Consider the following 24,897-nt stretch of genomic DNA (forward strand, 5'->3'; position numbering starts at 1 on the left):
TGTGTTTTTTAAACGCGCAAGATCAAACCTCGTTGGCCACGAAGTGATGGTGATGGTTCTGTGCGTTAAAATTTGTCATGTTCCGCATCATATCTACATAATTTTTTGAAGTCAACACATTCTTAGTCTTTGAATAAAGTAAAGTACGCCATTCATTTGATGTGAGCTGAATTATTTTTTAAAATTGAGTGGTTATTTAAGAACATGTCTTAAATGATGACTAATTGTCTGACACAAGGCAAAACATAAAAATATCAATTTAGAAAACCAAGGGGAAAATATGAAATTTAATACTAGACATGCCATCTGGATGTTCTTGCTGCTTCTGACTAATTCCAATGTGAACGCGCAATCATCAAGTTACTTATTAAAAGTTTTAGAAGACATCATTGAAATCATCAATCAATCTACAACCCAAGTACCTATACTTAATACATTAAATCAACTTCCGCCACCACTGACTGATGAAGACTTTTTTCAGTACAGTGACGAGATGGTACATTTGGGTAATGTTTTATTTTATGACAAAATTCTCAGTGGCAATAAAAACACCTCGTGTGCCAGCTGCCATCATGGCTTAGCTGCCACGGGTGATGGACTCTCTTTGTCAATTGGGGAAGGCGGTAGTGGCCTAGGTGTGACCAGAGATACCGGTTATGCAGATGATGCTGTCCATGAACGGGTTCCCAGAAATGCACCACATGTATTCAATGCGGGCGCCAAAGAATTAACTGTTTTTTTCCATGATGGCAGGGTGTTTGCTGATTCCAGTCAACCCAGTGGGTTCACTTCTCCAGCGGGTTTAGATTTACCATCAGGATTAGACAATGCTTTAGCGGCTCAAGCCATGTTTCCTGTAACTTCAGCCACAGAAATGGCTGGTCAAGCAGGTGAGAACCCTGTCGCAGATCAAGCAGCAGCTGGACAGCTTGCAGGCCCAGGCGGCGTTTGGGACCTGCTGACACAGCGTATCAGAGACATTCCAGAGTATGTAGATTTATTTAAACAAGCTTTTAATGACGTCAACGCTGCAACAGACATTAATTTTGTGCATATTGCCAACGCTTTGGCGGCTTTTGAAGCTGTTATTTGGCGAGCAGACAACTCAGTTTTTGATCAATTTCTTAGAGGAGATAAAGGTGCGATGAGTCCAAATCAAATTGCAGGCATGAACCTGTTTTATGGTGATGCCGGTTGTGCAGAATGTCACTCAGGACCATTATTGGGCCAGTCTGACCAATTCAAATCTATTGCCATGATTCAGCTGGGGCCTGGCAAAGGAGACAATGCACAAGGCTATGATGATGGGCATGATGACTTTGGCCGAGAGCGCGTCACAGGAAATCCACTTGATCGATATAAGTTCCGGGTGTTGTCGGCCAGAAATGCTCCACTCACAGGTCCATGGGGACACGCAGGTGCCTATGATGATTTAAGGCTGTTAATTAAGCACCACCTAGACCCCATTCAAGCAACCGCAGATTATGATAGAACTCAAGTTAAATTGCCCAATCGAGCAGATTTAGATGCCATTGATTTTATCGTATTCGACGATGCTATCCGCAATGATCTGATCCTCGCCTCATCTGACATCATGCCTCGATCTCTGAGCGAACAACAAATTGATCGCTTAATCGACTTTCTAGAAGCTGCAACAGACCGTAAAAGTGTAAACCTCAGAAATGAGGTACCAAAACGTGTACCCAGCAGCTTACCAATATTTGACTGATAAAAACATGAACTTGAGGGGGCACCTCCCCCTCTTGCTCGTTTAAGGTTTGTCTGCAAATAAAATCACACCATTTTCCCTTTCTTGACGATCAAAAACGGTAAAATAACTGGCAATCAAAGGCAAACCCAGAATGCATTGATTCGGCCAACCTTCCAGCACCGCAAATTGAAATGAGGCTTGGTTCGGTTCTGGTGCATGTACCTGCCAATAATCACTCGACTTCAACTCCAAAGTCACAGCCTCACCATCCAAACCATCCAATTCAAAAAATATGCTGGGCCAATGCTTTAAGTCAATCAACGACATATCGACGCCCACTTCTACACCGGCAAATGTTTCATAAGGGTCAAGGACAGCCTTAAAATTCGGGTTAATAGCCAACATTTCATTAACCATAAAACTGAACATGGACCTGGGTAAGATGATAAACGTGCAACCACTGTCAACTATGCCGTTTGTTCTGTGGTTCAAATCTTTTTCATCCAGTTGCGGCGCCACCATAGGCTCGCCATCCCCCACGCGCATTGACCGCACGTTGACGTTATAGTACTTGTCATCCAAGACTTTGACTTTTTTGAACTTGCCTTGGAACAAATGGCCATGCAGCCTGGGCTTACCCATGACAAAAAAGCCACGATTCAATGGATGACGATTTAGTTGGGCTGCAGTTTTTTTACTGTTGGTTTGGTAAATGCTTGAGCGGTGAAGCAAGAAAGCAAATTGATCTCCGACCACGCCTTGCTCTTCTAGGTGTGTGAAATAGGGCGTTAAATATGACTTGGGAAATTGTTTTAAAAAGGTTTTGAATTCCCTGACCGTATCATCTTGTTCATCGTGCGCCAATACCCAGGGGAATGTTTTGGCAGGGGTCACATCATTGGCCACCAAATAATCTGTCAGGTCATAAGCGCGATTCAGTTCATGATAAGCCAAACCCATGATACCATCGGCGTCTGCAAAACTTTTTTGCTGTTCTTTTTTTGTTACCGCCACATACATGCCATCGCTTTCCACAGAGAATGGTCCGTGCCCCATAGTGACGGTGGTTTGCACCACTGGCCCATACCAGCCACCCAGTCCATAAGTGACATCTTGCGCAAAAGACGTGCTTACCAAGTGTTTGTCATCACCCGGCTGGTAATCCTCACCTTGAACCACCAGTGAACTGCTGCCAGTATCTAAAACCAAATTGGCTGTAGCACCTTCGCTACCCACTTTAACTTGGGCAGTATAGCCGCCGTTGGCAAACACGTTGGTGATGGGGATGATGACGGAATGTGGCATAGATAAGTTCGATTTTGAAGCCAAATCATCCTACCAAATTTTAAATCCCCCGTCACCCGACAAATATTAACCTAATCAGATTTTCGTTCAGCTATACGTTTCTTGAAAGCATCCAATGTTTCTTTGCGCTCTGAATACCGGTCTACCAAATGGTCTTTGATGTCACGAGTCAACAAAGTGAACTTGACCAGTTCTTCCATCACATCGACTATGCGATCATACAAAGACGAGGTTTTCATGCGGTTGTTGTCATCAAACTCTAACCAAGCCTTTGGAATTGATGATTGATTGGGAATGGTTAAACAGCGCATCCAACGACCCAAAATGCGCAGTTGATTTACCGTATTGAAAGATTGCGATCCTCCACTGACTTGCATCACCGCCAAGGTTTTACCCTGAGTAGGCCTAACCGCTCCAATAGACAAAGGAATCCAATCGATTTGAGATTTCATCACGCTGGTCATTGAACCGTGACGCTCTGGCGAACACCACACCATGCCTTCGCTCCATGTGACCAATTCACGTAAATCTTGTACCTTGGGGTGGGTTTCATCACAACTGTCAGGCTGCGGCAAACCCAATGGGTCAAACACTTTGGTTTCGGCACCTAAATGCTTTAAAATTCTTGCCGCTTCTTCATTGGCCATGCGACTGAAAGAACGCTCACGCAATGAACCATGTAACAACAAAATCCTTGGCGCATGTTTTGAAACACCGACATTAAACAATGATTCCTTATCTGTTTCTTTGATGCTTCCTGCATCGATATTCGGTAAGTTTAATTTCATAAAATCTTCCTTTAAAAATTCGTCATCCTCGGGCTTGACCCGCGGATCCAAAGCGCAGCGGACTCGAGACAAGCTCGATAATTCAGGTTTGATTGCCAGTCATTCATCATAATCATTCAAACCAATGGCGTGTTCTGTTGGCAAAAGCCACCAAAGACAACATCACCGGCACTTCAACCAAAACACCAACAACTGTGGCCAAAGCGGCACCCGAATTCAAACCAAACAACGCAATCGCTACGGCCACGGCCAATTCAAAGAAGTTGGAAGTGCCTATCATACAAGCAGGTGCGGCAATTTCATGCTTCAATTTCATGCGCTTGGCAATGAAATACGCGATAAAGAAAATGCCATAGGTTTGAATCATCAAAGGTATGGCAATCAGCACAATGGCTTGCGGCTGCCCAATGATTTTTTCAGCCTGAAAGCCAAACAACAAAACAACCGTCGCCAAAAGACCAACCATAGACCAAGGTTTCAGCTTGGCCAACAAAGGTTCAATGCCCTGCTTTTTATCCAAGACTTTGCGCGTTAACCAACCGGCCAACAAGGGCAGCACCACATACAACACCACCGACAACAACAAAGTTTGCCAAGGGATGCTGATGTCATTGACACCCAATAAAAAGGCAGCCAATGGCGCAAAAGCAAACACCATGATGATGTCATTCACTGAAACCTGAACCAATGTGTAATTGGGATTGCCTTTGGTCAACTGACTCCAAACAAACACCATGGCTGTACACGGTGCCACGCCCAATAAGATCATGCCAGCGATGTATTCATTGGCCGCTTGCGGATCGACCAAACTGACAAAAAACACTTTAAAGAACAACCAACCCAGCGCCGCCATGGTGAATGGCTTAATCAACCAATTAATCACAAGGGTCAAAATTAAGCCACGCGGATTACGCCCTGAATCTTTCACAGCGGCAAAATCCACCTGCACCATCATTGGATAAATCATCACCCAAATCAAAACCGCAATCAGGATATTCACATGCGCAAATTCCCAGCCCGCAATCACAGCAAACATACCCGGGAACACGTTCCCTAACACCACCCCAGCCACAATACACAACGCCACCCAAAGTGACAAATACCTTTCAAACAATCCCATAACTATTCTCCTTACAACGTCATTCCCGCACAGGCGGGAATCTCTCGTCAACAATTGAATTAACCCAAATGCCTTTCAAAACTTTCAACAAACCCCTTAATCTCATCACGAACCCGACGGTAACAATCCAACTGTGCATCAATATCACCACCATCTTCGGCCAGTTCAGCTGCCAACTTTGGCGGATCATCAAAACCCACATGAACAACTTTCGCATCACCCAAAAAAACAGGGCAATTTTCATGAGCATGACCACAGACCGTTACCACATATTCCAAAGACTGGCCTTTGGACTCTAGATTCTTCAGCACATCATCTAACAAAGAAGATTGATGACTTGAAATATCAACACCCACCTCAGCCATCACTTTCACCGCATTGAGATTCAAACCATGGGTTTCAATGCCGGCTGAATACACCTCATAATTATCACCACGCAAAGCCCGTAACCATCCTTCTGCCATTTGCGAACGACAAGAGTTACCTGTACACAAAAACAACACTTTCTTTTTCATTTTTTCTCTCTTCAAACAAGAAATAGGCAAGCCATTCAACAGCACACCGCCAACTTTACTTTTTGTAAGCGTTTCAAGTCCGCTTGTAACAAACTATCTTTCTGAGCACCAGCCACCACCAGTGACACAACAGCCATAATCTCACTAGGAACATCAGCATTAACTTGGTAGTGCATCCATTGATTTTCACGAAAACCCGAGACCAAATCAGCATCACGCAACAATTTTAAATGCCGAGAAACGGTAGGCTGTGGTAATTGCAGCACTTCAAATAAATCACAAACACACAAACCACCCTTTACGATCAACAAATGTAAAACACGCAAACGTGTCTCATGGCCCAACGCCTTCATCAGTTCAACCATTTCCATAAAACAACCCCACTCAAAGCATCATCTAAATATAAATACGCATATTCGCATATATGAATATGCGTATTTATATCACATGAGGCACGGCAAGGTAAATAATTATTATACTTAACGACATTGTCATTCAACCTAAACTAAAAAACCCTTGAAGCATGGCCACAAGGGTTTCTAATAAATCACATACTGAAAGCAGTACTTCAGCTCACTCTTATAGTTGTAAAACCAGCTTAGAAGTTGGTTTTCACACCGATATAATAACCGGCACCTGGACGGGCATAACCAAGGACTTCTTCATTTGATTCATCGAAAATGTTTTGGCCTTTAACATAAACTTTTGTTGCGTCTGTGAAATTCCAAGTAAAAGTCAGGTCAACATTGGTTGATGCATCTAATTCAGTCGGTACTGCTGCATAGGTAACAGGGTCGAAGAAAGTATCGATTTGCTCACCCAGGTAACGTGCTTGGGCATACACATTGGCACGATTTTCTGCAAATTGATAATTCATGGTCAAATTAGCCATGTGCTCAGGGCGTCTGATTTCAGTTGCATAATCAACACCAGAAGCTGCTGTAACCAACAACTGCTCTTCAGCATCGGTATAAGTGTAATTGAAATCTAAATTCAAGTTATCAGTCATTTGACCTAACCAGTTCAACTCGATACCTGAACGTTTACTTTCACCTGGCTTATTAACAGCAGTGAACATGCCTGATACACCATCGAATGCAAAGCCATCAATTTCATTTTCTAAGTTTTGATCAAAATAAACCACACTGAAACGGTTCGCATCGTATTGGTATTCTAAGCCCAGCTCCCAAGATTGTGATTCTTCTGGCTTCAAATCAGGGTTTCCTAAAAAGCTGTTCGGTGTGTAACCAAAACGCTCAATGAATGACGGTGCTTTGCTGCCTGTACCCACGGCGGCTTTGATACGGAATGCGTCATTGATTTGATAGGAAGCAGCGGCATTGTACATAGACACATCTTCAAACTTATTGAATTCATCTTGTCGTGCGCTGATGTTCCAAAACAAGGCTTCAGTTACTTGTTGAGCATATTCTGCTGCTAAACCTAACACACTGTATGATTGTGCTTGGTTTGGATCTCCGTAGGCAGATGCAACACCAGTTTGAGCAAAGTCCACATCACGGTGGTCTAACAACACAGAAACACGTTGGTCTTGACCCAAATTGAAACTGTTGTTGAATTTAAACGTTCGAGTTTCTGCTTCAGTGCTACCGGTACTGACTGGGCTACCATCAATAAAGCTCAGACCAAAGTTATCATTATCAGATTGCGTGATTTGATACGCCAAATCAGCATTCCAGAAGCCGTTATCTGGTTCAATCGCCAAAGCCACTTGCCCTTGGGTCAATGTCGCTTCAGTCCAATCATCACTGTCCGCTGGAAAACCCGTGGTAAAGTCTGTGCCGTCGTATTCATTCATAGAATCGTTATGATTCGCTTGGAATGTCCACGCCATCGCATCCGTTGCTTGGTATTGTGCTGACACATTCAGGTTGGTGTTTTCAAAACCGTCTTCTTCACTCCCTTGTCGAGAAATATTAGTACCTGCCGTGTCAGTTAATTGCACACCACCATTCAATTGAAATTTCTCTCCGGCTGTTCCACCAGTTAAGCCCAGTTTTTTGCTGTTAAATGAACCGGCTTCAACTTCCAAAGCACCGTAAGTGTCTTGTGCTTTCTTGGTGATGATGTTGACCACACCTGCCAAAGCATCTGAACCCCACAAAGCCGACTGAGGGCCACGAATGATTTCAATGCGCTCAACATTTTGTGTCATCGCATAATGAGACAAAAACTCATCGCCCAAGGCTGGGTCATTGACACGAACGCCATTAACCATAACCAAGATGTGGTTGGCTTCTGAGCCACGCACGCGGATTTGCGTTTGTGTACCAATACCACCAGATTGACTGACCGCAAAACCAGGTACTTGACGCAAAACGCCTGACAAATAAGTGGCGGCAGCAGCTTCTATTTGTTCTGACGTGATAACAGTTAAAGAACCACCAAACTGATTCGCCTGAATGGCTTCAGCACTGGCGCTAACAACCATGCTGTCAATCACTTCCGGAGTTTCTGACTGTGCAATAGCAGCTGTTGATAAAATACTTGAAATGGCCACACACAGTGCGGCACGACGATGTAATCGTGACATGATAGTCTCCTGTTCTCACCCGAACTAAAAAATGGAATGTATCCAAAAAATATTAAACAGGCCGGTCTCCGGACTCATGAATTCAAATCATTACTTTTTAAAAGCACAGCCTTCCCATGACATCGTCACAGTGGCTTTACTTAATGAGCAATAACAATCATTTACCGTTGCGGGGGCAGTGTTGGGGTTATTACAATTCAAAAATGCAATGCACCAACTTCCCGTTTCACCGAATGCCATAATTCAAAACATTCGACACCTGTTTGCTGTGTCGCGCATGATAGAAGTGACCACTGACTTTGTCAATCAATAGAACAAATAAGTCTGGCTTAGTGGCTAAAGGAAGCATTTTGTGTTTTTTAAAGCCATCCTGAATCATGAACGACTGACCCAAATCTCAGTGCGGTTGTTTTTAAATCTGCCTTGTGCGCTTTGGTTACTGTCTATGGGAAGCTGCGAACCCATGGAAATAATTTCCACATTCCTGAAACCATATTGTCGGAGTTCATAGGCGAGTAATTTACTTCGAATATAGGCCCGCTTTTGGTTTCGTTCAGGTCCTGACTCATCTGCAGAAAAGCCGACAAGAATGATCTTTTTAGGTGACAACTTTTCAAAATATGCCACCAGCCGCTTGATGTCCTGCATCGACTTGGTATCAATCGTCGCCCGCTCAGCACGCAATCGGAAAGTGGTTGATAACCTGTTCGCTTGCTGCGCCAACTGCCGATATGCTTCAGGCGCATCATCATTTAAAATCAACTGAGACTCGCTTATCTGTTGTGCTACGAATCCCACATTAGCAACGACCTTTTGTGATGAAAGGGTTTTAGCAAATTCAATAAATTTCGCCACATGAGGGTTACTATTTTTTTCCGTATTTCCATACAAGAACAAACGCCTGGCCAGTGGATAGTCTTCAGAGGCTACTGAAAAAATGTCTGGTTTTATTTCAGGCAAACCCTTTGCTGCCGCAATTTTAACCAATACCTGATCAGGTGCATAAGCCAAACCCGTGAATCCAATTCCACCTTGGTCTTGCATCACCTGTTCCACCAATTGACTGTTAGATTCAAATCGTTTGGCATCTTGGCTTAACTTCTTTTTATGACTTTTTAACACCAGCGATTTGAAAGTGTCATAAGTACCCGAAACATCATCTCTTGCATATAGGTTTATGGCCAAATCCAACCCACCCAGTTGCTTCCAATTATTTATTTCTCCTGAAAAAACCGCGGCCAATTCGGACAAAGTTAAGCTTTTCACAACATTACTTTCATGTGTGACTATCGCCAAGCCATCTAGGGCAATCACATGTTCATTTACCGGAGTCGTTAAATCACCCCAGAGACCCATCAACATCAAATTTTCTTCGTGTTTGATTGGCCTAGATGACATGGCTATATCTGCAGCTTGCCCTATTAAACCCTTAAAACCTGTTGATGAACCATGTGCATGTATGGAGATGCTTTTACTGCTTTGCGTATTAAAATAACCGGTTATGACCATTTCATTGGCATTTGACTTCATGACTTTTTCTATATGAACCGCACCCAATTTTTCTAAATAATCGCCCGCCAGCCGCGGTGCCAAATCAGCGCCCACTGTATTTGAACCATGAAGGGTTAATATTTCTTCAGTTTGAGCGGTGCTTATCCACATCACAATCAATAACAACCAAAACTTTTGCATCAATACAACCAAAATCAAAACAACCGCTATTGTTGAAAACATTAATGACGATCATGTGACAATCACCATGACTTTTTGGCATTGACAGCTTCGCCATATGGCTGCACAATCTGTTGCAGTATATTGACTGGCAACAACATAAAAACCCATGACTTTTCCAATAGATTTCGTACGCTCACAATTTCCTGGCCTTAACAACGACATGATCCTGATGGACAATGCCGGTGGCTCGCAAACTTTACAAACCGTTGTTGACCGCATCGGTCATTACTTGATCAACCACGATGTTCAATTGGGCGCCAGTTACACGACTTCGCAAGCTGCAGGCGAAGCATTGGACGATGCCGTGGCCTCGGTGCAGCTGTGGATCAATGCCAAGGCAAAAGAGGAAGTCATTATCGGCCCATCGACCACGGCATTGTTGCACATCTTGAGCCTGTGTATTTCAAAACAATGGCAAAAAGGCGATGAAATCATCATCACCGATGTCGATCACGAGGCTAACCGCGCCTGCTGGAATTCCCTGGCAAAACAAGCTTTTGTCATCAAAACATGGTGCATCAATACCAACAGCATGCAGTTAGAAACCGACGATTTATTGGACTTGATGACCGACAAAACCCGCATGGTCTGCGTCACTCATGTGTCCAATGTGCTGGGCAACATCAACCCGATCAAAGATTGGGCCCAACTGGTTCATGACCAAGGCGCTCAAATCTGTGTCGATGGCGTGGCATTTGCACCACACCGTTCCATTGACGTACAGGATTGGGATGTCGATTACTACGTGTTCAGCACCTACAAAACCTTTGGTCCACACCAAGCCGTGATGTATGGCAAGCAAGCTTTGCTTGAAGACATGCCCGGTTTAAATCACGAATTCATCACCACCTCGCCCTATAAATTCCAGCCCGGCAACGTCAATTATGAACTGGCTTATGGTCTCAAGGGCGTGGTTGAATATTTGTGTCGACTGGGCAATTCTTCAGGCAAATTGAGCAGGTCACATTTGTCGCTAGCCTTTCAACAAATTGCTGTACATGAAGCGCGATTGGTACAAAAGCTGGTGGATTTCATTGCCACCAAACCACAGCTACGCATCATCGGTGCCAACACATCCGACCCCGAACAGCGAGTCGCCACCTTGTCTTTTGTCCACGAAATCATGAATTCCAAAGACATCGTAGAAGCCGTTGACCCACACCAAATCGGCATCCGCTTTGGTGATTTTTACGCTGTCGAATTGATTAAAACCCTAGGTCTGGCTGAGCAAAATGGCGTGGTACGCATCAGCTTGGCGCATTACAACACCGAAGCTGAGGTTGAAAAGCTGATTGGGGTTTTGGGTGAGGTTGTTTAACTCGTAAAATTTCAATCATGTTGAGTTAATTCGATAAAACCTTTTTGAATCAAAATTGCTTTTATGTGTGAATATGGAAAGAAAAACTTTCAAAGATGACACACCCCTAAATCCCCTCTCGAGAGGGGACTTAGGGGTGTGTTTTTTGATGATGCCGGCAAGGTAGGGTAGCTCTGCCCACCATTTTATATTTTAATGGGCAGAGCCCTCTCTACACTACTCAAAAAGTTCGATTGCATCTTCTGTCAGCGCCCAATCTTTCATGTCTGAAACTATTTGGTGCGAAAGAAAACCAAATACATCTTCGAATTCCGCATTAATAATATCCCAATCTCGCTTAGATTTACCTGTGGTAAATGTCGGATGAAACACTAAGACTTTGTCTGTAACTAAGCCATTACTAATTTCTAAGCCTGCAAATTTATCTTGGTCTTGTCTACGAGCGAATACAAATACTTTTCTATTTTTGATGTCTTCATTAGAAAAGGCCTGTGCAGCAAAAGCAAACTCTTTTGGCTGAGAAAGAAAATACCAGGGACAAAACTTTTCTGTATTTTGAACTAAAAACCAACGTAATGCGTTAGGCCAATTTGAATCGATAATTTCAGGTTTCATCTAATCCCTAAGATACGTATAACGCCCTGCTCAGCCGAGCACAACGCGGAAGTTGCCTTGTGTTAAATTGAGAGCGAAGCGATCCAATACAAGGCAATTGGAGTGTTGGACTTCGCGCTGCAGCCGTTTGTTAGGTATTTGACAATCCTATTTCTGGATGAATACTAGAATTCTGCCAGAAGTAGCTTTCTTCATTAAAGACTGAATCATTGCCTGAGCGAAGTAAACCACATTTGTGAGCTGCCTTAATGAAGCGATCATCTATTGGCTTCAATGCTTCTTGCAAGCTCGTGCTATTTTCGCTGCCCGCATTCTCAAGTACCAGCTGAAGCCAATACCGCACTCCTAAATCGTGATTGTATTCGGAGGTATCCCAACCATCCCAATCGGTGTCAACGAATTCAGCCCAAGAATCAAAAAGCTGATGAAGTTTTGAGCCGTCGAAGTCATTAGCAATAGCTTGGGACTTTCCCCACGCTACAATTACATTTCTTATAATAGATAGTTCTTCATCCGATAGGAAAACGCTCAGACTCAACTTCCGTACTCTCATCGGGCCCCTTGCCTAACAATTTATTAAACACACATTATAACCCTATATTGACACCAGCAAATTGAAAAAATTAATCACTTACATCCGCATGGGGTTGTTTTTTGTGTCCATAATCACCTAAAAATGCGTTTTTATCTGAAAATACCGGGGTAAAAACGCGTTTTTTTGTTTTTAAGATTTGTGGTGGGCGGAGCCCACCCTTGCAAAATTTAGCAGCTGGCGTTTGAATATCCGAACACCCCATTTCACAAGTGTTTTGATATACAATATATAGATGTCATTAACAAACCAGTCAACAGCCGAATTCTCACCAACCATCAAGCAACGGTACCACATTCTTGATGCCTTAAGGGGATTTGCCTTATTTGGCATTTGCTTGGCCAATCTTTCGGTATTCAGTGGCTGGATTACTTTGCCACCTCCTGTAAAACAAAACATCGATTTCGCTGATATTTATGACCTTTTCATAACCATGACCGTCGATGGTCGTTTTTATACCATTTTCAGCCTACTATTTGGTATCGGCTTTGCTTTGCAACTGGAACGATTGACCCAAGCCAATGGCAAAGCCAGCGCTTACCTACGCCGTTTGTTTTATTTGTTTTTGATTGGCGTGATTCATATATTCTTACTTTGGCAGGGCGATATCCTGGCTTTGTATGCGGTGATGGGCTTGTGCTTGTTTCTTTTAAGGGGTTTAAGCGACAAAGCCGTTTTGATACTTGGCTTTTTACTCTTGTTGTTACCATTGCTTGGCTATACTTTATTCTGGCAATTGGGTATTGACCCTGATCTGGGCATTTACGAAAAAACCAGTGTGGCTTTGGGCGGTGATGGCAGCTTACCTTTTTTCTTTCAAGGATTTGCCTTGAATTTAAGCACAACAGATTGGGGCGTATTTTATGAAACTCAAAAAGGTATGGCTTATTTCAGGCTGGGTTATTTGATCGAAAGTTGGCGAATTCCTAAAGTCTTGGGCATCATGCTGATTGGCATGTGGGCAGGGCGTCAGTTAATCAAAGGCCAGTTGCTTGAAAACACTGTACTACAAAAACGTTTGTTGATTATTGGTTTGGTCATTGGCATACCAGCGAGTTTATGGCTTAGCCATTTGGGTGGTTTAAGTATTTTCAGTTCACACAGTACCAATGGATTACTGTCTGTATTGGCTTATACCTTGTGTGTTTTTCCCATGGCTTTGGCTTATGTTGCCGCCTTCGCCTTGTTGTGGCATAAAGCGCCAAAGGTTCTGAACCTCTTTGCAGCGCCTGGCCGCATGGCATTGACCAATTACCTGACTCAAACAATCATAGCCATGATCATCTTCTATGGCATCGGCTTCGGTCTAGGCACACAATATTCACCTTATATTTTGCTGCCGCTGGCTGTGGCCATCATAGTAACCCAAACGGTTTTATCTACATTGTGGCTTAAACGATTCAGATTTGGACCGGCTGAATGGATTTGGCGTTGTTTAACTTATGGCAAGCGATTGCCGATCAAGCGGTGAACTAAAAGCAAACTGTTGCTTCACACCATTGATGACAACACCTCATCTCGTTCCTAAGCTCCAGAGAAAAATTTGAAGTTAATTGATTGGAATATGAGTTGACGCCATGTGAATTTAACAATTCAGAGGTTCAGATACTTTTGCCGATTCCATCCAACCATCTTGTTTACCCTAAAAATAGTACGGTTGTGGACATTATTTGGTATGTGATTTTCCGGTTCCCCAATCAAAATACAGAGGAACCGAACAGTCTAAGCCAGCGCTTGCTTAATTATTTTTTTGAGGTGTAGCAGGTTTCTGTACCATCGTAGTTGTTATAACATTCGGTTCGGTAGCCACTGTTTCTGTTATTGTTATTTTGCTGTGATTGTTTCCTCATTGATTCACCCCATGCGTTGAGCCCTTGTGCAAACTTTTCTGACCAGCTTTTTTGATTTTGTTTAGGATGTGCCGCCAGATAAGCTTGCTGTTCTTGCCATTCGCGTTGAGCTGCTTCCATTGCAAGTTTATATTCTTCATCTCGACGCTGTCTGGCCTCTGCTATCCTTTGTTCATGGGCCCTTTTACGTTCCAGTTGATCCGCACGAAAATCCAAAGTGTCTTGATATGAGTACTGAATAGCACTGTACTTCTCTTTCCAACCTTTTTTATTTGGTCCTTGTATTTTGGAATAATATACTTTTTCATCAACGTTTAATACATTATGCCTTCTGTGGTAATTGGGGAATATGTGCCAATTTTTTGGGTATGCATTGGGTTTGGGTGTTACACCATCTGCTTCATATGCCGAGTAAAACTGAATAAAATTCGAATCCCAGATGTGTTTGATGTAAGGCAAATCCAGGTTACGAAATTCTCGGCGGTAATCAAAACCAGCAAGCATGACATAGTCAGCCTCTGAAGCCAAAATACTGATGGGCGAATGGACTGAGTTTTTCCCAACTGGTTTGCTGGCAACACCAGCAATTTTATAACTGAATCCGTTAGGTGTTTGATAAATGAGTAACCAGTCTTTGTGTTTCTGTATTTTTGTATCGTAGTACCATTTGTTGTCGTACAGAGGCGTCATACCTATAAAATTATCAGGGCCTGTAACAGGCTCACCATTGGCATCAAGAGGCAAGTAAATGGTTTGGTTAGGCAGATCAGTTTTGATAGGAAGCCGACCAATTGCTTGCATCAAATAGCTTCTTGACTTTTCTCGACCAAGGTCATAGAAAGTTTCGATAAAATCTACTTTGGGGAAATAACCCAGAAAATCGCCCATGGGCCCCCAGCGCATCGATACTTCATGCCCAGTTTTTGGGTCAATCCCTTTGGCAAACACCAACCCCGTTTCATCTTGTGTAAAAAAAGTTAATTTAGCATCTGTTACGATGATGTTGTCGTAGCTGGCCACCAACTTACCATCCGGTCCCAGTTGTTCGATGTTGTGGGTATTTTTATTGGGGGACATTTCTGATCTTCCTCGATTAACAAACACTTTGATCGGGTTTTGCATTGAATAACCACCCACAAAATAAAGGATGTTCTTTTTGCCAACCGGCTTTCCAAGTTTTGTGGTTTTCCCATCTATCGGAACCAAATAGTAAGGGCTGTCATAAACGCTATGAAGATCATGTGGTTGAGCCAATGCATATTGGTCAGAGATTGGAATTATTTGGCGATAAATTGGTGGTTCAATTGGCTTATCTCCATTGGTTTCGATCAAACCCCAGGCATTCTTTGATTGATAATATTTTTTGTCACGTTTGATCATTTTTCCACGAAATCCAAATGAACGTGATGCTTTCTTTAGCTTTTTTTTACCTGGTTGGGTTTTGACAAAGCCAATAACTTTTGTACCTGAGCGGTCAGATTTCATCACCAACCAACGTTCATTGGCTTCTCTACATATATCGGGATTGCTCTTTAGCGGTGTGCAGGGGCCTCCCAAAAATGTACGAATAGGGCCTGCGGCATGCGCAGAAAAGGTCAATAATAGCGTCAGCAATGAAATAATGAGTGTAATTGGTTGCATGAAAAGCTCAGAAAAAACAATAGAAATTGTAGCAAAGTATCTTTGATAAAAGCACCAACTTATTGTTTATTTCATATTTTCAGTGACTGCTTTACTAGGCCGATCTCGGAACGTTATTTTCACAATCGAAACAGCATAAACAATCAGGGAGCTATAAATCTAATAAGGCCGCTTTCAAGCGTTTTTCCGAGACTTTTTGTTTGGTACCAAGGTTCTGAGCGAACAAGGAGATGCGGTATTCTTCGAGTAGCATCAAGCAAGCTTGGTGTTTTTCGGTGAAGACATCGACTTGTTCGCATTGCTTATAAAAGTCCAAGCTGACGCGTTTTAATTGTTCTAGTTTTTGGGCTTCTTTGGCAGGTGAATGAAGGGCCGTTTCTATCCTTTGGTGTAGGCCTTTGATGAATCGAGGGAAATGTATGAGCTGTTCAAACTGTATGTGTTCAAAGCAATCGGCATAAATCAAATAATCCAACTGGTACTGCATGTCTTCGTAGCTGGCTTCTGTCAAATGTGCTGATTTTTGTTCCAAGAACTGCCAGCATTCATACCATTGGCTTAAAATCGGATTGACCTTTTGTAGCCAATCGTAACTGCTTTTATAAAGCTTCGATTTGAGCACATCGGCTACCGCATCGAAACTTTTTTGACTCAAGGCGCGCGGTTGTTCAGCCAAGTGTTTATCGACCAATGCCATCATCAAGTCATGGTTCAACGTGTTTCCTGTGTCAAGTGATTGCCAAGCCATGTTGGCTTTTAAATCTGTGGTCGCGTGCAAGGCCTGTTTGAAAATTTTGGGGTATTTGATTTGGAGCAGCTTTTTGATGCCGGCGCGGTGTTTGTGTTTCGCTTGGTGTTCGGTTTCAAATAACTGTAAACCCACAGATTTGCCTTGGTCCACAACGGCTGGATAGGCCAACAGGCCATTGTCCAACAGCACTTCAGATTCTATTTCACCAAACACCCAATCCATCGCGCCTTTGATTTCTCGACTTTGACTGGCTGATTTTTGGAATGACTTGTTTGCTTGCTTTTTAAAGCCTTCACTCAAATCAACAAAGTTGCGGCTGACTTTGAGTATTTTGCCTTTTTCATCATGCACTTCAAAGCGCATACGCAAATGATCTGGCAATTGAATCTGTGTCCAGTCTTTCAACTGAGTCACCAAGCCATTGATCTTTTTGACTAGTAAGACCACTTGCATATAAAATTCTTTTTCCGGGTCCAGCTGTTCTGCCAACAATTCGGCATAATTGCGCGCGGGAATCAGGCCACGTCGCATGCTTTTGGGCAGACCTTTGATTAATGTTTCAATTTTTTCTACCAACAAACCCGGTACCAAGAATTCAAAATCATTGGCGTTCAAGGCATTCAACCACGAAAGTGGTAAATGCACAGTGATGCCATCTGCTTCATGGCCAGGTTCAAACTGGTAGCTGGCTTTGATGCTCAGCGCACGGATTTTAATTTTTTCAGGGAATGCCGTGGCTTGTGGTACTTCTGCTTGTGAGCGGTAGAGTTGCTCAGGGCCGAACCTGAGCGATTCATCACCGTGCTTTTTCACCCAACGGCGCAACTGTGCTTCGGAATACATGTTCTCAGGTATCACTGCATCGTAAAGATCATACAAGCGGCCTTGATCTATCATCAGGTCTTTTTTGCGGTGGCGATCTTCTTCGGCATGAATCGACGCAATTTGTTTGGCGTTGTGGTGATAAAAACCCAAGCGGTTTTGCATGTTTTGTTCCACCAGGCCTTTTTCGATGAATAGATGGCGTGAAGTTTTTACGTCTTTGGGGCCGTAATGTACGCGCTGTTTTTCTTCTAAGGTCATACCCAGCATCACCACACGCTGATAGCCCATCACGCTGCCTTGTTTCTTTGACCAGAAGGGGTCATAAACACGGGCTTGTATCAGGTGCTTACCCACGTCTTTTATCCAAGCAGCTTCGACTTTCGCCACCATGCGAGCGAAGACTTGTGATGTGTGAACAATCTGTGCTGCCATGATCCATTTGGGCAAAGTATTGAACAAACCTGAGCCCGGGAAAATCATGAATTTTTTATTTCTGGTGCCAAGGTAATCTCGATCGGTTTGGTTGACTCCCACATGCGAAATAAAACCTGACAACAGGGCTTTGTGTATTTGCTCATAATCGGCTTTCTGGTCACTCAAGCGCATTTTTTGTTGCTTGACCAAATTACTCAGCTGGCGGTGAATGTCACGCCACTCCATGTAGCGTTTGATCGAAATAAAATGTTTTCTACACCAATCTTTGAAGGCTTTGTTCTTCAGGTCTTTGCGTGTTTGGTTCAGTACCTTCCACATCGTCAACAATGACATGAAGTCTGAATCGTCGTTGGCATATTTTTGGTGCGCCTTGTCAGCTGCTTGCGCCCAATCCAATGGCCGCTCTCGTGGATCTTGGATTGACAAGGCGGAGACGATAATCAATGCCTCTTTTAATGCACCCACTTGATTGGCCTTAATCAGAATTCGACCCAACTGCACATCTATCGGCAAATGCGCCATGGTGCGACCAACAGCGGTCAATTGCTGCCCTTCATCCAAAGCTTCCAGTTCAGTCAACAACTGATAACCGTCGTTGATCATTTTGTAGTCAGGCACATCAATAAAAGGAAAATCCGCCAAATGACCCAATTTCAACACATGCGTTTGTAGAATAACGGAGGCCAATGAGGTGCGCAGGATTTCTGCATCTGTGTGTTCTGGCCGTGCCTCAAAATCATCTTCGCTGTAGAGTCTGAAACAATGGCCATCGGCAATACGCCCACAACGGCCTTTACGTTGATTGGCACTGTCTTGGGCAATCGGCTCAACCTGTAAACCTTGAATCTTGCTGCGGGCAGAATATCGACTGATGCGCGCCAAACCTGAATCAATCACATAATGAATGCGCGGCAAAGTTAAAGAAGTTTCAGCTACGTTGGTACTAAGGATGATGCGTCTTTTGTACTCTGGATTGAATATGCGCATCTGTTCCTGACTGGTCAAGCGCGCATACAAAGGCAGCACTTCGGTGTTGGGAAATTGTTTACGCTTGAGTTGATCCATGGCTTCATTGATTTCTCGCTCACCAGGCAAGAAAATCAACACGTCACCACCACCTTCGGAATCTTCCATGGCATAGATTTCGTCCAAGGAACGGATGATGCCCTGATTCAATTCAATGTTCTTTTCATCCAAAGGTCGGTAATGCACATCCACTGGATAAGAACGGCCCGATACATTGATGATGGGTGCGTCATTGAAATGTTTAGAAAATTTGTCGGTATCGATGGTGGCCGATGTGATGATGAGTTTGAGGTCTGGCCTTTTGTCAGCCAATTGTTTCAAAAAGCCCAGTAAGAAATCGATGTTCAAACTGCGCTCATGTGCCTCATCAATGATGATGGCATCATAATCATTGAGCCATTTGTCGCGCAAAGTTTGTTGCAACAAAATACCATCCGTCATGAATCTCACCCAACCTTTAGGGTCGTATTTTTCATCAAAGCGAACTTGATAACCCACGGCTGTACCGAGTGGGGTTTTCATTTCATCTGCAACTCGTTGCGCCACCGACTTGGCAGCAATCCTTCTCGGTTGTGTACAGGCGATTTGACCGGTTTTACCCAGGCCTGCCTTGAGGCAAAGTTTCGGGATTTGTGTGGTTTTTCCAGATCCCGTTTCACCAGCAATGATGGTGATTTGGTTGTTCTGAATGGTTTCGATGATGACATCGGCTTGTTGGCTGACGGGCAGGTCTTCAGCCAAAGGCACTGCTGGTTTACTTTCCCAGCGTTTACTACAAGCGAGTCGGGCTTGTTCTATAGCTGCCAGTGTTTTTGTCAGTGTTTTATTGTTTTGGGTTTTATTTTTTTGAACCTTACTGTTTTGGCTTTTGTTCAGTGCGCGTTTGAGCTGAAACAATTCGTTCCGCATCACATGACCTGGCATCTGCGCCACCAGCTTTTTGATTTCTGCTTTCATGGATCATTAATTACAAGCGACGATTAATTTACCCTAACTTCAGTTTTGGCTGTCTTGTTTCGGATGAGGAAATTCTTTGATATACAAATCTTGCTTGGCATATGGAATTTCAATACCCGCTTCATTGAATGCGTCGTATACCGCCATGTGTAACTCGTGTCTCATTCGACCACGTAACACAGGTTGGGCAATCCACGCCAGCAACTCAAAATCTAAACTGGATGCGCCAAACTCACGCATGCGAACTCGTGGAGCCGGATCCTGTAAAACTTCTGAGTGCGACTGAGCCACTTTAACCAATACATCACACACTTGTTTTAAGTCAGAGCCATAAGCAGCACCCACTTTAACCCTTATTCGACTTTTTTCCCAACGACCTGAGCTTTCATTGACGATTTTGGCATTGCCAATCACATTATTAGGCACTGTAATTTCAATGTCATCACGGGTTAATAATCGCGTTGAGCGAATACCCACATGGGTCACTTCACCGCGCTCTCCTGAAGACAAGATAACAAAGTCACCGACCTTGTAAGGAGAGTCAGCAATGATAAAGAAACCCGAAAATAAATTGGCCAATGTATCTTTGGCTGCAAAACCAACAGCAATACCCACTACACCCGCTGAAGCCAGCCATGCGGTTGGGTTAATACCCCAAACCAACAACAATACGTATGAACCCAAGCCGATCAGAAGCAGCTTGCCTACCAATTCAAACAATGGTATGGTTTTGGGCTGAATGATTTCGTATTTATTTTTGACCCGTGACAAGCTGTCTAACAACAAATGCAGTACGCGGAATCCACGCATCATCCAGGTGAATGCAACGATGGATGCCAGAATGCGAATCAAGTTGGTTTCCATTGACGCAGACAAACCCAGAGTTTTCACACCCATACCCATGAAGAACAGAAACACCGTTAAAAACATCGGCTTTCTTAACACGTCTATCAAGTGGTCATCCAAATCAGTTTTCGTTCGCTTGGTTAACTGCATGGTTACTTTGCTAAAGAGCCATATACCTATTTTGGCAAACAAATAACCCAAGGCCAGTAGCACAAAAAAGCCCACAAAAGGCACATCTTGTATTTGTTGCCAATAGCCTTGCATAGATTCAGGCAAGTAACTCTCTATCCCTTCTATAACTGCGGTTACATCTGGAACCTCATTGGCAGCATTTTCTGTCGCGGGAGTTTCTTGAGTGTTGGCTTTGCCGTCTTCTTGATGCATATCAGTCTACAATAGTTAAGTGGGGTCTTTTGCCGCTGGGCTTGTTCTCTTTTGGTTTTGATTTTTGGGGCGTTTTCTCTTGGCTTTCAGTATCTTTAGCTTCTTTTAAAGTTGGCTCTGCCCCTTCTTTAGCTGTTGAAGTCGACTGTGACGGCTCCGTTTCCACTTCAAAAACCATGCCCTTGCTGTTTTCACGGGCAAAAATACTGATGATAGATTCCATCGGTACAATCAAAGCTTGAGAGCGTCCTGAAAATCGAGCTGAAAAAGTCATCAACTCTTCATCCATATTCAAATGGTCTGTTGCACCCCAGGAAACATTGAGGGTAATTTTACCCTCATCGTCAATTCCTGGTGGCACACGCAACCCTTCGAAATTGGCATCAACCACAATCAAAGGGGTCAAACCATTGTCTGAAATCCATTGGTGCAAAGCTTGAATAAAATAAGGCTTTACGGGCGTCATGTCGGGATCAAAAATCAAATCTATATTCTCTTTCAGTCTCAGTGATCGACTTTTTGAACGCATTACTTTGGAACATGCGATGGGCATAGTTTCGCAATGATTTAGGTAATGCTTCCCAGTCCAAACCGTAATGCTCTAAACGCCATAAAAAAGGAATCAAGTGTGTATCAACCAATGTCATGTCAGGACTCATAAAATAGTCATGCTCTGCAAATAATGACTCATGTGATGCCAATTCCTCACTCAATTCAGTAATCAATTTTTTTCGATTGTCTCCAACCGACTGTTCAATCTTATTGACATAAGTGAACCAACCATTGTCCAAGCGGTAAGCTGTGAAACGCAAACGGGCTCGGGTCATTGGATCTGGTGGCATCAGTGGAGGATGGGGGTAGCGCTCATCTAAATATTCTGTGATGACACTGACGCCATACAACAACATATCTCGATCTATGAGTGCTGGAATTTCTACATCTTCACCACGAGACAACAAGTCTTCTGGCAAATTGTTTTTATCGACATCTATGATTTTACAATTGATGTTTTTAGTTGCTAACAAAAATCTGATTCGGTGAGAATCAAAAGATTCTTTTTCAGAATAAATCGTTATCAAGGAACGTCCGCGTTCGATAATTGACACCTGATAGTCCTCCTGTTTTAGGCTTATATTGAACCTTTAAATAAAAAAGGCTTCTGGGGCAGATGCCCCAGAAGCCTTGCAGTATATCAAATCATTAATGATTTGTTAAATCAGTGTACATCTCTGAAGTAATTGACCTTTAACATGTAGGCCAAAAATGTAAATATTGACACAAATAACAACACCCAAGGCGCATAAGACATTCTGATTAATTTTGCTGGCTCTGATGAATAATCTAAGAAGTTAACCAAGTCACGCACTGTGTCTCTGTATTCTTCTTGGCTCATGCTGCCTTCAGCTATTTGATCAAAATTTTTAAACACTTCGTGTTCATTGCCATCTTTATCAGTTTCAACAACAAAGTTAGCCTTTTGAATACCTTGCATTTCCCACAAAATGTGAGGCATGGCAGCATTGGGCAATGTTAAATTGTTCCAACCGTTGGCTTGCTTTTCATCTTGATAAAAATTAACCAAATAACTGAACAACCAATCAACACCACGCGCTTTGGCAATCACAGTCAAATCTGGACCTGCTTTACCAAACCACTTGTTGCCTTGCTCTTCAGTCATGGCAATTTCCATCTTATCAACAAATTTTGCATCTGTTAAAACCAATGACTCCATCATCTCATCTTCTGTCAGATCTAAATCTTTTGCCACACGGTTGTAACGCTGAAAATTCATGGAATGGCAGCCCATACAGTAATTCATATATGTTTTGGCACCACGTCTTAACGAATCTGTTGAACGGATGTTGTTGTGTGCTTTTTCATTAACAAAGCTGTCACCGGCTGCGATTGACATCGAAGATGCGCTCAAAGCCAACAATAAAATAATAATCTTTTTCATCAGTGTTCAATCCTCTCTGGTACTTCATGGTATTTTTCATTGCCGCTGTAGAAAAACAGCCAAATGAAATAACCAAAGTAATAAACGGTAAAGAGTTGTGCCATCAGTTTGTAAGTTTCTGTTGCTGCCTGCATGCCGAGCCAACCCAAGGCAACAAAAGACAAAGCAAAGCCACCCAAAGCCACCTTGTAAGGCCACCTTCTATAACGAATCGATTTCACAGGAGAACGATCAATCCATGGCAAGAAGAACAATACCACGATTGCCAACAACATCACCAAAGCACCCAACTGCAAATCTGGAACTGCACGCAACATGGCATAGAAAGGTGTGAAATACCACACTGGCTTAATTAGCGCAGGTGTCACGGCTGGGTTTGCTGGTACATAGTTATCATGCTCTAAAAACAAGCCACCAAAATCAGGCTTAACAAACACAATAAACAAGAACACCAACAAGAAACAACCCACACCAAATATGTCTTTAACAGAGTAATAAGGGTGGAATGGAATGCCATCTAATGGCTTGCCATTTTCATCTTTGTGTTTCTTGATATCAACACCTTCTGGGTTGTTAGAACCCACAGTGTGCAATGCAGCAATGTGCAACACAACCAAAGCAACAATAGCCAAAGGCAATGCAACCACATGCAAAGCAAAGAAACGATTCAAGGTCGCATCTGAAATCAGGTAATCACCACGCACCCATTCAACCAATGAATCACCAATAAATGGAACCGCACCGAACAGTTGAGTGATCACTTTAGCACCCCAGTATGACATGTTACCCCAAGGCAATACATAACCCATAAAGGCTTCAGCCATTAAAGCCAAATAAATGATCATACCGAAGACCCATACCAGCTCACGTGGGTTCTTGTATGAACCATATAAGAGGCCACGGAACATATGGAAATAGACAACCACAAAGAATGCCGAAGCACCTGTGGTGTGTAAATAACGAATTAACCAACCCCAAGGCACATCGCGCATGATGTATTCAACCATGCCAAAGGCTTGTGCCGCATCAGGCTTATAATGCATGGTCAACCAAATACCCGTCAGGATTTGGTTAACCAAAACCAATAAGGCCAATGAGCCAAAGAAATACCAAAAATTAAAATTCTTTGGTGCGTAGTATTCTGACAAATGGTCTTTGTAGAATTGAGTCACAGGCAAACGCTTGTTCAACCAACCCATGAATCCTTTTTGTGTAGAAGCTTCAGTTCCCATCACGCATTCTCCTCATCCATACCAATCATGATGGTGTTGTCATCTAAAAACATGTACGGAGGTACATCTAAGTTTCTGCTGGCTGGTGAACCTGCAAATACGCGGCCAGAAATATCAAAACGTGAACTGTGACAAGGACAGAAAAATCCACCTTTCCATTCACTGTCGAATTGTTGTGGTACCAAATCTGGGTAGAACTTCGGAGAACAACCCAAATGCGTACAAATACCAACTACAACAAAAAGGTTATCCCTGATAGATCGATTGATATTTTTCACATAAGGAGGCTCAATGGCTCCCTCTGACTCAGGATCTTTCAAGCGGTCATTCAAAGTAGGTAAAACTGCCAATTGTTCTTCAGTTCTGTTAACAACAAACACAGGTTGTCCACGCCACAAAACGTTTAACATCTGACCAGGCTCAACCTTAGAAATGTCAGCTTTAACTGGTCCGCCCGCGGCTTTCGCTCGCTCAGATGGCAACCAGGACTTTATAAATGGAACCGCTGCAAAACCAGCACCAACCACACCAACGGCGGATGTGCTGAGCAACAAATTACGACGGCTTTTATTGACGTTGTCAGTCATTGAAATAACCCCTAATCTTGAAATTAAACTGCCCACATGTATCGGCAGAAACTGTCATTCAGTATATCAATTTTGCCTTGACCGCAGTCAAAACATCAAACATACATAGCAAATCCGCGCAATTTTACAAGATGTTAACGACTTTTCATAGCGA

General features: G+C 43.1%; 20 protein-coding genes and 1 riboswitch. Of the genes, 3 read left to right on the forward strand and 17 right to left on the reverse strand.

The window, feature by feature from the left end:
• Positions 1–280: 280 nt before the first annotated feature.
• Positions 281–1,729, forward strand: coding sequence for a cytochrome-c peroxidase (locus tag FET73_RS04365; protein WP_218944259.1), 1,449 nt, complete (start codon positions 281–283; stop codon positions 1,727–1,729).
• 42 nt (positions 1,730–1,771) lie between these two features.
• Here the strand turns inward: FET73_RS04365 and FET73_RS04370 are convergent, their stop codons facing one another.
• From FET73_RS04370 to FET73_RS04400, 7 genes are all read right to left on the reverse strand, one after another.
• On the reverse strand, positions 1,772–3,016 hold the full coding sequence (locus FET73_RS04370; RefSeq protein WP_154222682.1) for a pepsin-like aspartic protease: 1,245 nt from the start codon (positions 3,014–3,016) through the stop codon (positions 1,772–1,774).
• 71 nt (positions 3,017–3,087) lie between these two features.
• The gene (arsH, locus tag FET73_RS04375) at positions 3,088–3,804 is read right to left on the reverse strand and encodes an arsenical resistance protein ArsH (protein WP_154222683.1); all 717 of its coding nucleotides are present in this window, start codon (positions 3,802–3,804) and stop codon (positions 3,088–3,090) included.
• 112 nt (positions 3,805–3,916) lie between these two features.
• On the reverse strand, positions 3,917–4,924 hold the full coding sequence (arsB, locus tag FET73_RS04380; protein WP_154222684.1) for an ACR3 family arsenite efflux transporter: 1,008 nt from the start codon (positions 4,922–4,924) through the stop codon (positions 3,917–3,919).
• A gap of 59 nt (positions 4,925–4,983) precedes the next feature.
• Positions 4,984–5,439 (reverse strand): arsenate reductase ArsC, encoded by a 456-nt coding sequence (locus FET73_RS04385; protein WP_154222685.1) that lies wholly within the window; start codon positions 5,437–5,439, stop codon positions 4,984–4,986.
• Between the two features lie 35 nt (positions 5,440–5,474).
• Complete coding sequence (locus FET73_RS04390; RefSeq protein ID WP_154222686.1) at positions 5,475–5,810, reverse strand: ArsR/SmtB family transcription factor; 336 nt, start codon at positions 5,808–5,810, stop codon at positions 5,475–5,477.
• 227 nt (positions 5,811–6,037) lie between these two features.
• On the reverse strand, positions 6,038–7,993 hold the full coding sequence (locus FET73_RS04395) for a TonB-dependent receptor plug domain-containing protein (RefSeq protein WP_154222687.1): 1,956 nt from the start codon (positions 7,991–7,993) through the stop codon (positions 6,038–6,040).
• Between the two features lie 42 nt (positions 7,994–8,035).
• A riboswitch (cobalamin riboswitch) is annotated at positions 8,036–8,271 on the reverse strand.
• Between the two features lie 97 nt (positions 8,272–8,368).
• Positions 8,369–9,727: a substrate-binding domain-containing protein gene (locus FET73_RS04400; RefSeq protein ID WP_154222688.1), complete on the reverse strand. Its 1,359-nt coding sequence runs from the start codon at positions 9,725–9,727 to the stop codon at positions 8,369–8,371.
• A 106-nt stretch (positions 9,728–9,833) separates the two neighbouring features.
• Between FET73_RS04400 and FET73_RS04405 the strand changes: the two genes are divergently transcribed.
• The gene (locus tag FET73_RS04405) at positions 9,834–11,045 is read left to right on the forward strand and encodes a cysteine desulfurase-like protein (protein ID WP_154222689.1); all 1,212 of its coding nucleotides are present in this window, start codon (positions 9,834–9,836) and stop codon (positions 11,043–11,045) included.
• Positions 11,046–11,261: 216 nt separating this feature from the next.
• Here FET73_RS04405 and FET73_RS04410 read toward each other — a convergent pair whose 3' ends face one another.
• Entirely contained in the window at positions 11,262–11,660 is a 399-nt protein-coding gene (locus FET73_RS04410) for a hypothetical protein (RefSeq protein WP_154222690.1), read from the reverse strand.
• Positions 11,661–11,790: 130 nt separating this feature from the next.
• The gene (locus FET73_RS04415) at positions 11,791–12,198 is read right to left on the reverse strand and encodes a hypothetical protein (RefSeq protein ID WP_154222691.1); all 408 of its coding nucleotides are present in this window, start codon (positions 12,196–12,198) and stop codon (positions 11,791–11,793) included.
• A gap of 289 nt (positions 12,199–12,487) precedes the next feature.
• Here FET73_RS04415 and FET73_RS04420 point away from each other — a divergent pair, with 289 nt between their 5' ends.
• Positions 12,488–13,723: a DUF418 domain-containing protein gene (locus FET73_RS04420; RefSeq protein ID WP_154222692.1), complete on the forward strand. Its 1,236-nt coding sequence runs from the start codon at positions 12,488–12,490 to the stop codon at positions 13,721–13,723.
• 271 nt (positions 13,724–13,994) lie between these two features.
• Here FET73_RS04420 and FET73_RS04425 read toward each other — a convergent pair whose 3' ends face one another.
• The 8 genes from FET73_RS04425 to petA form a co-directional block, all read right to left on the reverse strand.
• A complete protein-coding gene (locus tag FET73_RS04425; RefSeq protein ID WP_154222693.1) occupies positions 13,995–15,743 on the reverse strand; it encodes a hypothetical protein in 1,749 nt (582 codons plus the stop codon).
• Positions 15,744–15,894: 151 nt separating this feature from the next.
• On the reverse strand, positions 15,895–19,737 hold the full coding sequence (gene hrpA, locus FET73_RS04430) for an ATP-dependent RNA helicase HrpA (RefSeq protein WP_154222694.1): 3,843 nt from the start codon (positions 19,735–19,737) through the stop codon (positions 15,895–15,897).
• 39 nt (positions 19,738–19,776) lie between these two features.
• Entirely contained in the window at positions 19,777–20,967 is a 1,191-nt protein-coding gene (locus FET73_RS04435) for a mechanosensitive ion channel family protein (RefSeq protein ID WP_154222695.1), read from the reverse strand.
• A 1-nt stretch (position 20,968) separates the two neighbouring features.
• Positions 20,969–21,451, reverse strand: a complete 483-nt coding sequence (locus FET73_RS04440; protein WP_179952106.1) for a ClpXP protease specificity-enhancing factor — start codon at positions 21,449–21,451, stop codon at positions 20,969–20,971.
• Complete coding sequence (locus FET73_RS04445) at positions 21,441–22,073, reverse strand: glutathione S-transferase N-terminal domain-containing protein (RefSeq protein WP_154222697.1); 633 nt, start codon at positions 22,071–22,073, stop codon at positions 21,441–21,443. The genes FET73_RS04440 and FET73_RS04445 overlap by 11 nt, the downstream gene beginning before the upstream one ends.
• Positions 22,074–22,183: 110 nt before the next feature.
• A complete protein-coding gene (locus tag FET73_RS04450) occupies positions 22,184–22,924 on the reverse strand; it encodes a cytochrome c1 (RefSeq protein WP_154222698.1) in 741 nt (246 codons plus the stop codon).
• Positions 22,924–24,156, reverse strand: coding sequence for a cytochrome b (locus FET73_RS04455; RefSeq protein ID WP_154222699.1), 1,233 nt, complete (start codon positions 24,154–24,156; stop codon positions 22,924–22,926). The genes FET73_RS04450 and FET73_RS04455 overlap by 1 nt, the downstream gene beginning before the upstream one ends.
• A complete protein-coding gene (gene petA, locus FET73_RS04460; protein ID WP_154222700.1) occupies positions 24,156–24,743 on the reverse strand; it encodes a ubiquinol-cytochrome c reductase iron-sulfur subunit in 588 nt (195 codons plus the stop codon). The genes FET73_RS04455 and petA overlap by 1 nt, the downstream gene beginning before the upstream one ends.
• Positions 24,744–24,897 lie beyond the last annotated feature (154 nt).

The organism is Marinicella rhabdoformis (assembly GCF_009671245.1).
Classification (GTDB): Bacteria; Pseudomonadota; Gammaproteobacteria; order Xanthomonadales; family Marinicellaceae; genus Marinicella; species Marinicella rhabdoformis.

What these genes read in the sequence shown, in the direction of transcription:
- FET73_RS04455 (WP_154222699.1), bottom strand. Translation starts at nt 24,156, where the DNA reads ATGGGAACTGAAGCTTCTACACAAAAAGGATTCATGGGTTGGTTGAAC.
- arsH (WP_154222683.1), bottom strand. Translation starts at nt 3,804, where the DNA reads ATGAAATTAAACTTACCGAATATCGATGCAGGAAGCATCAAAGAAACA.
- FET73_RS04425 (WP_154222693.1), bottom strand. Translation starts at nt 15,743, where the DNA reads ATGCAACCAATTACACTCATTATTTCATTGCTGACGCTATTATTGACC.
- FET73_RS04365 (WP_218944259.1), top strand. Translation starts at nt 281, where the DNA reads ATGAAATTTAATACTAGACATGCCATCTGGATGTTCTTGCTGCTTCTG.
- FET73_RS04405 (WP_154222689.1), top strand. Translation starts at nt 9,834, where the DNA reads ATGACTTTTCCAATAGATTTCGTACGCTCACAATTTCCTGGCCTTAAC.
- FET73_RS04435 (WP_154222695.1), bottom strand. Translation starts at nt 20,967, where the DNA reads ATGCATCAAGAAGACGGCAAAGCCAACACTCAAGAAACTCCCGCGACA.
- FET73_RS04450 (WP_154222698.1), bottom strand. Translation starts at nt 22,924, where the DNA reads ATGAAAAAGATTATTATTTTATTGTTGGCTTTGAGCGCATCTTCGATG.
- petA (WP_154222700.1), bottom strand. Translation starts at nt 24,743, where the DNA reads ATGACTGACAACGTCAATAAAAGCCGTCGTAATTTGTTGCTCAGCACA.
- FET73_RS04400 (WP_154222688.1), bottom strand. Translation starts at nt 9,727, where the DNA reads ATGTTTTCAACAATAGCGGTTGTTTTGATTTTGGTTGTATTGATGCAA.
- FET73_RS04370 (WP_154222682.1), bottom strand. Translation starts at nt 3,016, where the DNA reads ATGCCACATTCCGTCATCATCCCCATCACCAACGTGTTTGCCAACGGC.
- FET73_RS04395 (WP_154222687.1), bottom strand. Translation starts at nt 7,993, where the DNA reads ATGTCACGATTACATCGTCGTGCCGCACTGTGTGTGGCCATTTCAAGT.
- arsB (WP_154222684.1), bottom strand. Translation starts at nt 4,924, where the DNA reads ATGGGATTGTTTGAAAGGTATTTGTCACTTTGGGTGGCGTTGTGTATT.
- FET73_RS04410 (WP_154222690.1), bottom strand. Translation starts at nt 11,660, where the DNA reads ATGAAACCTGAAATTATCGATTCAAATTGGCCTAACGCATTACGTTGG.
- FET73_RS04390 (WP_154222686.1), bottom strand. Translation starts at nt 5,810, where the DNA reads ATGGAAATGGTTGAACTGATGAAGGCGTTGGGCCATGAGACACGTTTG.
- hrpA (WP_154222694.1), bottom strand. Translation starts at nt 19,737, where the DNA reads ATGAAAGCAGAAATCAAAAAGCTGGTGGCGCAGATGCCAGGTCATGTG.
- FET73_RS04420 (WP_154222692.1), top strand. Translation starts at nt 12,488, where the DNA reads ATGTCATTAACAAACCAGTCAACAGCCGAATTCTCACCAACCATCAAG.
- FET73_RS04385 (WP_154222685.1), bottom strand. Translation starts at nt 5,439, where the DNA reads ATGAAAAAGAAAGTGTTGTTTTTGTGTACAGGTAACTCTTGTCGTTCG.